The following is a 12883-nucleotide window of genomic DNA, read 5'->3' as shown; positions in this document are numbered from 1 at the left end:
TAAGCAAAAGGAATGATGAAGTTGACTAAAAAGACAAATTTCCTCATATTTATTTTGGCAATTAGTTGTGGTTCACTTGCTGCAAATATTTATTATGCACAACCAATTGTACAATTCATTGCAAAAGATCTGAACATCTCTTCTGATTTATCTGGATTGCTCACTACCTTGACACAAATTGGGTATGGATTAGGATTATTTTTTATCGTACCAATGGCTGACTTATGTAAAAGTAAGAAAATAATAGGAATTCTTATCGGGCTAACTATTATTTCATTAATTGGTACGCTACTTTCGACAAACGGAATTGTTTTTTTAATATTAACAACTATAATTGGCATTGGAGCCTGTGCGGCTCAAATGTTAGTTCCACTAACAATGAGGATTGTGCCCATTGAAGAGACCGGTAAATATGTGGGTAAAGTAATGAGTGGTTTATTGATTGGGATTATGATTGCTCGCCCATTATCTATCGGAATAGCTGACTGGTTCGGCTGGAGAATGGTATTTCTTTTTTCATTAATAACCCTAGTTGCCGTATTACTGTTAGTTATAAAATTTTTGCCCAACTATGAAGTAGTATCGACTAGTAACATGTTATATCCAAATTTAATAGCTTCTATGGTAAAACTACTAATAAATACTTCTCCTTTACAACAAAGAGCTTTTTATCACGCATGTATATTTGCAACATTTAGTCTTTATTGGACAGTTATTCCAATTTTATTAAGGTCTGAGCCATTACATTTTTCAAATAATGAAATTGCATTATTTGGCTTTGTTGCAATAGCTGGAGCTTTATTAACTCCTACTATTGGTAAAATAGCTGATAAAGGTTATATTTTTACAATGACTAATGTATCAATGGCGCTCGTATTATTATCTATCGTACTATTATTTTTTGTTCAAGATCATTCACTATTGAGTGTAATTTTAATACTTATCTCAGGCATTGGCATTGATATTGGTGTAGCAGGAAATTTATTATTGGGTCAAAAAGTTATCTTTGGTTTGAATCCCGAGATAAGAAACAGGCTTAATGGATTATATATGACTATTTTCTTTTTGGGAGGAGCCTTTGGTTCATGGATTGGAAGTTATACTTACTATAAATTTAATAGTGAAGTAACTTTACTCATTGGAGCAGCTTTTCCTTTAATCGCCTTATTCGTTCATTTAATAAAAAATAATACAATACATTTATCAAAAACCAAAAATAAATATATGCCCTAACGATCAATGTCCCCTAAAAGTTAAAGTCAAAATCTACTTTTCGGGGTAATATTAGTATTCTCTTCTAAGTTCTGTTGCAAGTAAGTGAATAATAAACAACTATTTTAACACCGTTTGTATTTTTCAGACGGTGTTATTTGTATTTATGGACTCAGAATGAAACGACTATTTTATCATTTATCACAAATTTCGATATAAAATCTTTTGGACTTTGTCCTGTTAAGAACATTTTGACACAATATCATTTGCGTTGCATTACAAGAAGAAAAACTATTAAAATCGGTCGCAAATGCAACATAATTTACAATCCATTTACATGTCGGTCTTAAATAAAGATGCACTGTTTATAAAAAAGCCGCATTTGTGACTCATGAACTTATAGAACTAACGCATACGTTAGTTGAATTACTTACCGTTTAATCGCATCAACAATTAGCGATGGAAAACCAAGTTTATCTCCTTGATTTCTAGAATCATACCTTTTGGAACGGAAAATAACACCATCGTTCGCATCCCATTCGTTGTAATAAAATTGCCCATTCTCATCACAATATTCAAGTAGAACTACTTCAAATCCAGCAGTTTCAAACATTTTAGTTAATGTTTTATAATTATGAACTATTTTATGGCTTGCAGCTGGATGGTCTTTAGGTCCAGGTCCGCCTACTTTAACTATATTTTGATAGGTTTCATCTGGGAAAAATGCATCAGGGACGCCACAACGAATATGACCTGATGGTTTTAAAAATTCATAACAAATTTCAGCTGCTTTTACACCCTCTTCAAAAGTAAGATGTTCCCATACATGCTCAGCTAAAATAGCTGAAATGGAATTATATTCAAATCGTTCTTCCCAGGTCTTTTTAGCTAATAAGTTCAGTTCATCTTCTTGCGTTTGAATCCAACCTGGATTATTGTTAAATACTCCGGCTCCAACTACTACTTTAATTTCGTTTTGTTTTATTACCATCACTTTCACCTCATAAGAACTTTCATACATTAACTATTTCCTATGTTTACTATAGCTTTCCTTCTTCAACTAAACTCTTTAACAGAGTCTTCTCAAAAAATCTCCCCCAAATTGTAGACTGTGTCTAATAATTTGGGGGCCGTACAATATATGTTGCTGTCTTTTGTGGATCTACAATTTACCAAGTTTCAGCATGGCTATATTGAACAATTACAGAGCTTGCTTGAGATAAATCTGCATGTGTTTCTAGTTTCGGGGCTGGTACATCCCCATGATTATAAGCAGGGGCTCCTCCTCCATCTCCTTTGTTGTAAGATGGCGCTCCCCCATGATTTCCATGGGCTTCAAATTTCGGGGCTGGTACGTCCCCATGTTCATAAACAGGGGCTCCTCCTGTGTTTCCATCCGCGTATTTTGGAGCTGGAGTATCCCCTTTGTTATATGCAGGGGCTCCTCCATGATCTCCGTGGGCTTCTCCTGTGTTTCCATCTGAGTAACTCGAAGACCAAGTATCTCCTTTGTTATTAGCAGGTGCTCCTCCATGGTCTCCATCTGCATAACTTGGAGAAAAATGATCCGCATGACTATATGCCGGCGCTCCTCCTCCATCTCCTACCGAAGCCGCCTGAACAACACCTCCACCATCTCCATCTGCAACACCAAAGATTCCAAAACCTAAAACAGATAAACCAACGACTGCTGTACCGATTTTTCTTTTCAAATTTTCCTCTCCTTTATACACAAATTGAAATGAATGTATTATAGCTGTCATCCATAATACAAATTCGACCCGCCTCAATTTTACACATATATACTTCTGTGTATTTTATTGTAAAACCTTCTTATATTTAAAAGAAAGGTGTTGTTTTTTGTAAAATAAAAAAGCAGCGGATTCGCTACTGTCATTCTTGGATATATCTCATAACCGTATCCCTATTAGGGGGCACCTTACATGCTCCTCAAATACAAAAAACACTATCCTTTCTATATTTCTACAAAAAGAATAGTGCTTATTTCGCTTTAGGTACATTTCAAACTCTTAGACATGTAATAACTATCAACTAAATCCCCAGCAACAATATAAACACTATTTCTAATCCTTTTAGGATTACCACCAATTTCCATCAAGCTAATATTTTACAATAGAAGCTTAAACAATCCTTTTGAACGATACAGAAAAAAGTGATTGGCATCTATACCAATCACTTTCCTAGTTTGTTGGAAAACAGGTGCTAGGGGTACCTGTTTTTTGTCGTTTTTTGTTGGTTGGTCGATATCCTTTGTCGAATCGCTGATAAAGTGAAACTTTAATCAGTGGGGGGCTTCATCCCCCACTGATTATTAGTTGAACCAATCGGGCATTAACGGGCAGCCCGACTCCCACCTATCTTCCTTGCATTTCTCTGAATCTTGAGGTGGGAATCTTACTGCCCGTTAATGCGGGGTAAAATTTCATTCACCACTTTATACGAACCAACTTCGTCAGATCACCTTTGTAGCATTTCCCTTTCTCCACAGCCTGATAAAAGACTTCCCCTATTCACAAACAAGAATTTCCCTAGAAAATGTCCCTTTTTTAGCTATACAGCGGTCTGTAATTTCAAATCCAGCTTCTTTAATCATGTGATCCATTGTCTCAATGGTTACAACAATTACTTTTTTCGCAAAACGACGCGCATGTGTAAGAATGGAGAATTGATCTTCTGGTGTCGCATGTGTAAATAAGTTGTACGGCATATCGATAATTGCTACATCGTAATGAGTTGTGACATCCGCAATCGGTCCTACCGTTACGTCTCCTTCAAATCCAAAATGCGCAATATTCTCTCTAGATCCAATTACAACAAGAGGATTTATATCCCGGCCCACGATGTCAATTCCCATGGACAGTGCCTCTACCAGTACCGTTCCTATACCACAGCACGGGTCAATCGCTTTGACTCCATCAGGATTTGGCACAGCGATATTCGCAACAGCTCTCGCAACACGTGTGCTAAGTGACGTAGAATAGCTGCGTGGTTTTTTCACGTGATGATACCAAACAGCTTCACTTTCCATATATTCTCCAAAATACCAACGACCACCAAGAGGAACAATTCCAAATACACGCTCTGGATGATGCACGTCTGCTTCCCCTTCAATCTGCATGCCAAGTTCTCTCTCAATTACACGCCTTTGTCCGTATTCTATTTTGTTCGCTTCATTAAGATCGTTAATTTTAACAAAAATAACTTTAAATGTAGCTCCTGCTAAATCAATTTGTTCTACTTGTTCTAAAATATTTGCCAAGTCGTCTCCTTCATACATCACTTCGATTCGTTCTTTTATAAACGGACTTCGGCTCGGCTCAATTTTGACGTTACTCTTCAAAATGTTAACATGAGACTCAACTCCAAAAAGAGAGCGCATCTCCATATAACATAAAGATCGTTCATCCTCGCGGAATGCATATGTATATATAAATGCCGGTGTTGTGCTGTGATTATTCAATCTGTTCGCATCCTTTATCATTTTAAATTGTTCTTCCCTATCATTCTCAGTAGTACCATATAACATGAAATGTATGAAAAAAAGGACGAATAAGCCGAGGCAAGTTTGTCTCTTTTTATTAGTCCTTTCCATCGAATTCTTTACTAATATAAAGAACATTTTATTTCTAGGAATTAGCTCGTATTCCTAAATCCGTACAATCACTCACATACTCTTTTAATAAAGTTAAATGATATCATATGATGCGAACAAAGTGAAACTTTATCCACACTCACCTATCTTCGAAGCGGAATAAAAAAAGTGATTGGTATACAACTACCAATCACTCCTTCAGAAAAGCATTCCTCTTCTATTTTTCTATTAAATCCGATAACACGTAAGCAAATACAAGCGCCTCTGTATGCGCAATTGAACTTTCGTGCGTGCTGTTGATCTGGAATAAAATTTAAACAAAAAGCATTGGTAAACTCTCATATTACACCAAGACATAATAAGCTATTTTGAAAAAAGATTAATCAAAATGGTTTATTTGTTTATTAATTAGTGTAACAATTTTATAAAAAATTTTAATCGAAACCACTTATAGTTTTTGGATTAAAAGAATGAAGCATCTCATATTCTTTTAACGTCGCAACTTTCTTCAAAACTTCATGTCTTTCTTACAAACATATTATCTTTATTTCAAACCAACACTTCACACTGTTTCATAACAACGTAACAATAAATGTTAATTTACTATTAATATCCTTTATATTTTTTGGATCTGCTCATTAATATTTTACCTTACTTAATCCTCCGCGGTAACAAACCACGGATTCAATATCTAGGTCTAAATATTTCTTCAAAGACTGTCGAGCAGCCTTTATATCCAAAGTGGTTAGAACATGAATCCCCTCCAGTGTTCCGTTTACACTATACATTAAATCCCCAGTCTTACTTTGCTTCAAATATAAACTGATATGTCCTGGAGTATGGATAATAAGAAACCCGCCACAATACGGCAATTCTTGACCGTCAATCAAGGTATTATCCACTTTTCCCTTCGGTGGATTCTCTATGTGTCCACCTTTCATAAGAGGGAGAGCTGAAAGTTTATAAGTATAGGTTGGCATTTTCGTACAGCAACATTATACATTTGTTACTGCCTATATTGATCTAATTGATAATACGAGATACCAAAAACATCCTGCATGTTTGAAGCATGCAGGATGTTTTCTATTCTTTGTTTTTCATAATGTAAGAAACCAGACGAAGAATCTCCAGGTATAACCATACTAATGTCATCATAAGCCCTACTGCGCTATACCACTCCATATACTTCGGTGCTCCACTATGAGTACCATTTTCAATTGAATCAAAATCTAGTAATAAATCTAATGCAGCAACAACAATTACAATTGCACTTACGATGATACTAATTGTTCCACCTTGGTGAATATATGGAACAGTCACCCCTAAGATGCCCAGTAAGAAAACGATAAAATACATAATAAAAATTCCAAGTGTTGCAACCGTTACAACCGCACGAAACTTTTTAGTTACTTTTACTATTCGAGTTGCGTATAATACTAACATGGCAAATAAAATCGAAATTGTTAGTAATACGGCAGTTAAAGCGATAGAATCACCAAAACGCATTGTATAATATGCTGAAATACTTCCTAATAAAATCCCTTGTAATACTGCGTAAATCGGTGCGCAAATTGGGGATATACGCGGAATGAATATAACTACAAATGCGACAATTAGAGTAACTATTATAATCCCAACTAACACGGGTATTTTCATTGTCCCTTGTGTCATCTGTACGTATGAATAGACAGACGCTGCAAGAAGTAAGATAAGCAAAACGAATGTTTTTCCTATCGTTCCGCCAATAGTCATCGTAGAAGCATTTGTCTTCTCTTTATGAAATTTGTCTTTTTTTAATATTGGATTAGTTGTTCTCATTTTTTCCTCCTAAATACATTCTACCTTTAAAGTGGAGCTTTATATTTCTAATTTTTCATCAATGATACGACCTGTAATAGCTGTTAGGACAATTATGAATAAGCAAGTAAAACATACATCTAAAATAGTGAATCCTTCACTAGGATACAGTGATGTGTCAATAAAACCATTTTTATCTATGAATCCCGTACTCTTTATAGTGATTACATATTTCTCTAATTTACTTAAAACATCCAGTACTAATGTTTGGATTGTTAAAAATAAAGCAAAGAAAATAATCGATAAAATCATCTTACTCATTGATGACTTTATAGGAATCAGCTTTGTAATTACCATGATGAAATAACAGGAGATTAATATACTCATGAAATCGATTCCCCATAAAAAAACAGAAAGTATGTGATGAAGAATTCCATATGCATATAACTTATGAAATTCTTGTTGGTAGCCCCCGACTACTTTTCCTCCATAGGTACTTTTGGAAAAATAGTATAGAAAAATTAAGCCTATTACTAATAAAAGAATAAACATTAATGTGAAAAAGAATAAATTTGCATATATATATTTTTTTCCTGAGATGGATGTATAACGTATCATAGTATTTTTTAGCATTTTATTGAAAGAAGGCAAAGCCATTAAAAGCAGTAAAAATGCAGTGCTACCTATTATTAATATAAATATACCTAATGTTATATCCTTTGTAAGCTGATTTGTTAGCTTCGATTGTCCCATCATATTAAATAAAAGAAGTAACGAAATAGTAATAAATCCAAAATAAAAGACGGCTATCTTTTTTCTATTACAATTAAATAAATAGCGAAAAAGTGGATTCATTTCTCAAAAACCTCCTTAAATAACTCATGTACTGCTTTTCCATGGTGAAAACGAATTTCTTCTACATTTTCATGCAATACAATACCCCCGTCTTTCAAAAAGATTACCTCATCAAATATATTTTCAATTTCCTCTATTAAATGAGTCGAAATAAGAATGGTACTATCTTCACGATAAAAGTTAAGAACCAAATCTAATACATGCTTTCTAGAAATAAGATCAATTCCACCTAATGGTTCGTCTAATACATATAACTTTGCTTTCCTTGAAAAAGTTAATATAAGCTGTAATATTCCTGTTGCCCCTTTTGATAAGATGCTTATATTCTCCTCTAACGGGATTTTAAAGTTAGCTATTAAATCTATTGCTTGTTGTAGATCAAAATCAGCATATACATCTCGATAGAACAACACAGCATCTTTTACAGTCATCCATTTTTCAAAAACAGGACTATCGGGCATAAATGAAACGATTTCTTTCGTTTCTAACCCTACCTTTTTATCTTCAATTGTAATACTTCCTTTAGAAGGAAACCGTAAACCAGAAATCATTTTTAATAATGTCGTTTTTCCACTACCATTTGCACCAACAAGACCGATAATCTTTCCTTCTGATATTGTTAAGCTTACATCTTGAATCACTGTTTTTAAATCATATCTTTTCCATAGATTCTCAATTTTTAATACTTCTTTCATTCGTTTCCCTCCTTTTTCTTTTCCAAAGAAGAATGGAGTATTGAGAGAATTTCTTCTTCCATAAATCCTAAGTTATGCATTCCATTTATAAAATTATCAAGCAACTCTCTTGCCATTTCTTTACGTAGCTCTGTAATTTTTTCTTCATTAATTGTTACAAATCTTCCTGTTCCTCTACGTGTCTCAGCAATACCTTCCCGTTCTAGCTCTTGAAATGTACGTTGAATTGTATTTGGATTCACTTGTAATTCACTCGCTAATTCACGTACAGCAGGAATTTTGTCACCTGGCGCCAAACGTCCTGTTACAATTTCCTTTTTGATGTATTCCATTACCTGAACATAAATGGGGATATTAGGAGAAAACTCAGTTTTCATTTTTTTCCTCCTCTGTATTAGTGTACTAGATAGATAGTACACTAATGCAAATTACATGTAAATAGTTATTTTGAAAACTATAATGAATAGAAGGTGATATATTTAGTGAATTAGTGTAATCAACCAAGTCCCATAAACGACTGTTTATGAGACTTTACTTATTTCTAACCAAATAGAGAAAAATACTATTCAAATTCAGTTTCAAACCTCATTACCAAAAATAAAATCTCCTAACATATTAGTCATATATAATATGTTAGGAGATTGATATTTTAAGTGTTTTTTGGATTTAGGTCTTGATAAGTTGTATCTTGAGACTCTATTTTTTATTTCAAAAAGGAAATCATAATTTTCTCTAATTCAGCCTTATTTAGAACATCATCAATGATTACAATTTGATAGGAACTGTCCTTTCCTTTTGCTGGAACAATCATCTTCATGCCCTTTACATTACTTCCGGTCATCTTAGCGAAGGTGAATTGTGCACCTTCCAATTCATAATTTTCTATCTTGTCATTGTCATCAATCCACTGATAAAATGGATCTTTTCCTTTTTCTAAAACGGTGGATTGATAAATCGTATAACCAAACTCTCTACCTCTATATTCTGAATTAATAATAGGGTTCGGTTTCCCGATTGTAGCCTCGGTATCAACTCTTTCTTTTTTTAACTGGTAACCTTCCGCTGTATATGTCGGCTTTTTAATTGGAAAACCCACAATTTTTTGAGCTTCTTCTTTTGTAAATATGAAATGTTTCCTTACCTTTTCCCAAAGTGGCCCTATTGCCTCTCCCGTTTTTTCTAGTTTCGTTTGCTCCTCTGCACTTAGCAGTTCAGGATTCTCTCCTAAAGCAATTGCTTTTTTTTGAAGAGTATACCCCTCTCCTTGCAATTGGATATATGTATCAAATTCATCTTTTGTCAAAAACTTTTTAGCTGCTGCTGTTTCATCCATCATTTTTTTATATTGTTTTTCTGGAATTTTCAATTCTGCAAATGCCTGTTCTTTCGTACCGATCATTTTTTCCACACTTTGCTCAATGGAAACATCAGGTTGCTTTTTCGTTTCTTTTCTTTCATCTTTTACTACAGGCTGTTCTTTCTGCTGTTTAGCTGGCACATCCGCACGTGCATTCAATAAAGATACCGATGATACAACAATAACCGCCACAATTCCGAGTGCAGACCAACGATACGATTTCTTTTGGAACTTTTTAATCATAACAATTCTCCTTTTCAACGTTCTTTTATTTCTACTTAAATTCGCTAGGCTTGGTACTTGATAATAATTTGAGTAGTGTTCTAAAAGAGTAATAATTGTATGACCATATGCAATTTGTTCCTCTGAATCTATAAATGTAAGCGCAAATGCATCACATGCAAGTTCCTGATCTTCCCGCATGCATGAGTAGGCATACCAAAGAATTGGGTTAAACCAATTTAGGATAAGTAAGCCATGCATAAGCCAATTCACACCGACATCTTTTCGTTTGATGTGAGCCAATTCATGATAAAAAATATATCGTAGTTGTTGATCATCTAATACTTTCATATGTGCACTTGATAATAACACTCTTGACCCAATGAATCCGAAAACAGTTGGACTTGCGATTTTCCCGGCTAAGAGAAGTGGGATATCCCGCTGAACAGACATAGATTTCTTACAGTCTTCAAAGATTTTGACAATCCTTTCATCTGTAATAACAGGTTGTTTTTTTATGTACAGAAGTAAACGCCTATTCATAATGATGGTGACAAAACCTAGAATGATCCCCCCAGCAAACCAAACATATATAAAGACTGTATAAAATGAAAACGTCTCATCGTTTTGCTTCTCATTATTATATGTTTGTTTCTTGCTTTCCTCAGTTGTTTCTGTTGAACCAGATGCATAGGTATCTTCTTTTGCGACTGTATTTTTATTATCTATATCTATAGATTTTTGAATATATTTTTTTGAAGGAGAAACAGGATCTTGTTGAAAGATAACTGAAGCCCCATGATTGTATGAAAGAATAGAATAAATACTGTAGGAACTATCCGGCGACCATGGTAATAGAAGTCTTACAATTAATATCATCCATAATAGATACTGCCATCGCGGTGTTAACTTATTTCTAAGCAAGATTTTGACACATAAGATGAGGCCAACTACTATACTTGCCATAATAGAGGTTTCTATCACCCAATCAAAAAAGCGAGGTAGATAGACGTTTACAAACATATCTATCATTCTTATCTATCCCTCCCCTTGTTTTCCTCAGCCTTCTCATCGAGAATACGTTTGAGTTCGTCAATGTCTTCTGAAGACAGTTTTTCCTCTTTTAAGAAATTCACAAGTAAAGGTTTAAATGCTGCACCATAAAACCGTTTGAGGAGGGATTTCGTCTCTACTTGTAGATAACTATTCTGTGACACCAACGGATAATAGGCATACATACGTCCTTTTTCTTGGTGGTAAGAAACAGCTTCTTTTTGAACTAATCGATTAATAAGCGTTCGAATCGTTTTCGGTTTCCAGTCCATCGTTTCCTCTAGTGCTTCAATCACTTCATTCGCTGTTTGAGGAGATTTTGACCAAAGAATTTTCATGATTTCCAATTCAGCTTCCGATATTTTAGGTAATTCTTTCATTATTTAAAGTTCCACCCCTTATATTACAAATGTAATCTACAACTCGATATTACATTCGTAATCCATAGTTGTCAACCATATTTTGGATTCATCAATACACTTCTTTAAACAATATGAGAACCATAGAAAAACATATAATAAAAAACGTTTCTAATTTCAGAAACGTTTTTTATTATTAGTTATTTTATATTCACATTGAAAACCATTTTTAAAAATCAGTACGTTTATAAATTCTCACCGTTAAAAAGTAAGAGCCTATAAATATAAGTATGGTAACGATTGAAGCAAGTATAATTAGCTGATTCGTAGTAAACTGTGTCGTAATGCTATGAATAGGGTTAGTAATATTTAAATATTCTCCAATTACTTTCGATAACATAACAACGATAGGAAAAATAAAGCTAATTGCAGCTAACAAATATTTATTGCTAAAACGATAGCAAAATGGTAAGTAGATAGATGTAAACAACATGACAGTAAGAACACTAACCAAAATTGCATGTGGAGTTGCAATTTCAACTCCATAAGTCGGGGATGCAACTTGAATTACGATTTGAATCAATAATGAGAATAAAACTACCATAAGCGTAAATAACATTGTACCGATATATTTTGACATAATAATTTTATTTCTACTATAAGGCAGGCTAAGGAGAAACTTGTGGCTATTATTCTTTTCGTCGTAATAATGTAGATTTATCATATAAGAACAAGCCACCAAAACGATTGCTACGCCAACTTTTCCTAACGTTCCAATTAAAAGGCATATGGTAAATAGATAGAGTAGCATAACTAATTTTTGCAACCGAAAGTCTTTTAATATTAAATTATACATATTGAACATTCCCCTTTTTTGTATAGTACATGATATCCTCTAAAGTCGCTTCTTCAACTAATACATCGTTACCTAATTGCATCCTTATATGGATTGCGTTACTTGTAAGTGCTTCAAATCCCACATTTGTTTCACGAATTCCAATTAATTGTTTCCTGATTTCTGGTGTAAGTAAGGCTGTATCCCCTTTTACAATTGCATATTCTTCAGAAATACTATGTATATCTTTTTCGAACACAACCTCCCCATTATGAATAAACACAATATAATCAGCAATACGATCTAAATCAGTTGTAATATGTGTGGAGAAAAAGATTGTTTTATCTTGATCGACCATTAAATCATAAAGGATATCTAAAATTTCTCTTCGAAATACAGGATCAAGTCCAGAAGTTGGTTCATCCATAATAATAAATTCAGCATGGTGTGAAAGTGCAAATGCTAGGGAAGTCTTCATTTTCATCCCTTTAGACATCTTTTTCATTTTTATGTTAGTTGGTAGCTCAAAGTTCTGTATGTAATATTGGAAGCGATTTTCATCCCATTTTTTATAAGCTGGGGCAATAAATTTTTTCAGTTGATGAATTGTCATATCCTGATAAAGGACATTGTCATCGTATACGAATCCAATACGCTCTTTAATAGAAACTTGATCCTTTTGATGATCTTTATCAAAAATTTTAATATCCCCACTATCCTTGTTAATAAGGTCCATAATTAGTTTAATTGTCGTACTTTTCCCTGCACCATTTGTTCCAATAAACCCCGTTACAAACCCCTTTTTAATATTAAACGATACATTTTTCAAAGAAAATCCTTTGTATGTTTTTGAAATGTTTTTCAGTTCTGCGATATTTTCCATTT

The 12883-nt window shown here is 33.8% G+C and carries 12 protein-coding genes and 1 pseudogene; 1 reads left to right on the top strand and 12 read right to left on the bottom strand.

What is annotated here, in order from left to right; translation table 11 throughout:
* Nucleotides 1-12 precede the first annotated feature (12 nt).
* On the top strand, nt 13-1233 hold the full coding sequence (locus tag ACX5JI_RS07425; RefSeq protein ID WP_459500468.1) for an MFS transporter: 1221 nt from the start codon (nt 13-15) through the stop codon (nt 1231-1233).
* Between the two features lie 409 nt (nt 1234-1642).
* Here ACX5JI_RS07425 and ACX5JI_RS07420 read toward each other — a convergent pair whose 3' ends face one another.
* From ACX5JI_RS07420 to ACX5JI_RS07365, 12 genes and pseudogenes are all read right to left on the bottom strand, one after another.
* A complete protein-coding gene (locus tag ACX5JI_RS07420; protein WP_459500467.1) occupies nt 1643-2203 on the bottom strand; it encodes a class I SAM-dependent methyltransferase in 561 nt (186 codons plus the stop codon).
* Between the two features lie 178 nt (nt 2204-2381).
* Nucleotides 2382-2924 carry a hypothetical protein gene (locus ACX5JI_RS07415; protein WP_459500466.1) on the bottom strand — a complete coding sequence of 181 codons (543 nt, stop codon included), beginning with the start codon at nt 2922-2924 and terminating at the stop codon, nt 2382-2384.
* A gap of 815 nt (nt 2925-3739) precedes the next feature.
* Complete coding sequence (locus ACX5JI_RS07410) at nt 3740-4693, bottom strand: TRM11 family SAM-dependent methyltransferase (RefSeq protein ID WP_459500465.1); 954 nt, start codon at nt 4691-4693, stop codon at nt 3740-3742.
* 748 nt (nt 4694-5441) lie between these two features.
* Nucleotides 5442-5817: pseudogene (locus tag ACX5JI_RS07405) on the bottom strand (MBL fold metallo-hydrolase); the annotation flags it as partial.
* Between the two features lie 91 nt (nt 5818-5908).
* Nucleotides 5909-6643, bottom strand: a complete 735-nt coding sequence (locus ACX5JI_RS07400) for a Bax inhibitor-1/YccA family protein (RefSeq protein ID WP_459500464.1) — start codon at nt 6641-6643, stop codon at nt 5909-5911.
* A gap of 39 nt (nt 6644-6682) precedes the next feature.
* Complete coding sequence (locus ACX5JI_RS07395) at nt 6683-7477, bottom strand: ABC transporter permease (RefSeq protein ID WP_459500463.1); 795 nt, start codon at nt 7475-7477, stop codon at nt 6683-6685.
* Nucleotides 7474-8172 (bottom strand): ABC transporter ATP-binding protein, encoded by a 699-nt coding sequence (locus tag ACX5JI_RS07390; protein ID WP_459500462.1) that lies wholly within the window; start codon nt 8170-8172, stop codon nt 7474-7476. The genes ACX5JI_RS07395 and ACX5JI_RS07390 overlap by 4 nt, the downstream gene beginning before the upstream one ends.
* Entirely contained in the window at nt 8169-8549 is a 381-nt protein-coding gene (locus ACX5JI_RS07385) for a GntR family transcriptional regulator (RefSeq protein ID WP_459500461.1), read from the bottom strand. The genes ACX5JI_RS07390 and ACX5JI_RS07385 overlap by 4 nt, the downstream gene beginning before the upstream one ends.
* Nucleotides 8550-8875: 326 nt before the next feature.
* Complete coding sequence (locus tag ACX5JI_RS07380) at nt 8876-10783, bottom strand: M56 family metallopeptidase (RefSeq protein ID WP_459500460.1); 1908 nt, start codon at nt 10781-10783, stop codon at nt 8876-8878.
* 2 nt (nt 10784-10785) lie between these two features.
* Nucleotides 10786-11187 (bottom strand): BlaI/MecI/CopY family transcriptional regulator, encoded by a 402-nt coding sequence (locus tag ACX5JI_RS07375; RefSeq protein WP_459501049.1) that lies wholly within the window; start codon nt 11185-11187, stop codon nt 10786-10788.
* Between the two features lie 205 nt (nt 11188-11392).
* The gene (locus tag ACX5JI_RS07370) at nt 11393-12019 is read right to left on the bottom strand and encodes an ABC-2 transporter permease (protein ID WP_459500459.1); all 627 of its coding nucleotides are present in this window, start codon (nt 12017-12019) and stop codon (nt 11393-11395) included.
* On the bottom strand, nt 12012-12881 hold the full coding sequence (locus ACX5JI_RS07365; protein ID WP_459500458.1) for an ABC transporter ATP-binding protein: 870 nt from the start codon (nt 12879-12881) through the stop codon (nt 12012-12014). Before ACX5JI_RS07365 ends, ACX5JI_RS07370 begins: the two co-directional genes overlap by 8 nt.
* Nucleotides 12882-12883: the final 2 nt, after the last annotated feature.

The organism is Bacillus sp. C1, assembly GCF_054570475.1.
This window is presented reverse-complemented; position numbering and strand designations above follow the sequence as displayed.

Bases quoted from the DNA above. Each gene is read 5' to 3' on its own strand.
- ACX5JI_RS07395 (WP_459500463.1), bottom strand. From the start codon at position 7,477: ATGAATCCACTTTTTCGCTATTTATTTAATTGTAATAGAAAAAAGATA.
- ACX5JI_RS07400 (WP_459500464.1), bottom strand. From the start codon at position 6,643: ATGAGAACAACTAATCCAATATTAAAAAAAGACAAATTTCATAAAGAG.
- ACX5JI_RS07380 (WP_459500460.1), bottom strand. From the start codon at position 10,783: ATGATAGATATGTTTGTAAACGTCTATCTACCTCGCTTTTTTGATTGG.
- ACX5JI_RS07365 (WP_459500458.1), bottom strand. From the start codon at position 12,881: ATGGAAAATATCGCAGAACTGAAAAACATTTCAAAAACATACAAAGGA.
- ACX5JI_RS07370 (WP_459500459.1), bottom strand. From the start codon at position 12,019: ATGTATAATTTAATATTAAAAGACTTTCGGTTGCAAAAATTAGTTATG.
- ACX5JI_RS07425 (WP_459500468.1), top strand. From the start codon at position 13: ATGATGAAGTTGACTAAAAAGACAAATTTCCTCATATTTATTTTGGCA.
- ACX5JI_RS07390 (WP_459500462.1), bottom strand. From the start codon at position 8,172: ATGAAAGAAGTATTAAAAATTGAGAATCTATGGAAAAGATATGATTTA.
- ACX5JI_RS07420 (WP_459500467.1), bottom strand. From the start codon at position 2,203: ATGGTAATAAAACAAAACGAAATTAAAGTAGTAGTTGGAGCCGGAGTA.
- ACX5JI_RS07385 (WP_459500461.1), bottom strand. From the start codon at position 8,549: ATGAAAACTGAGTTTTCTCCTAATATCCCCATTTATGTTCAGGTAATG.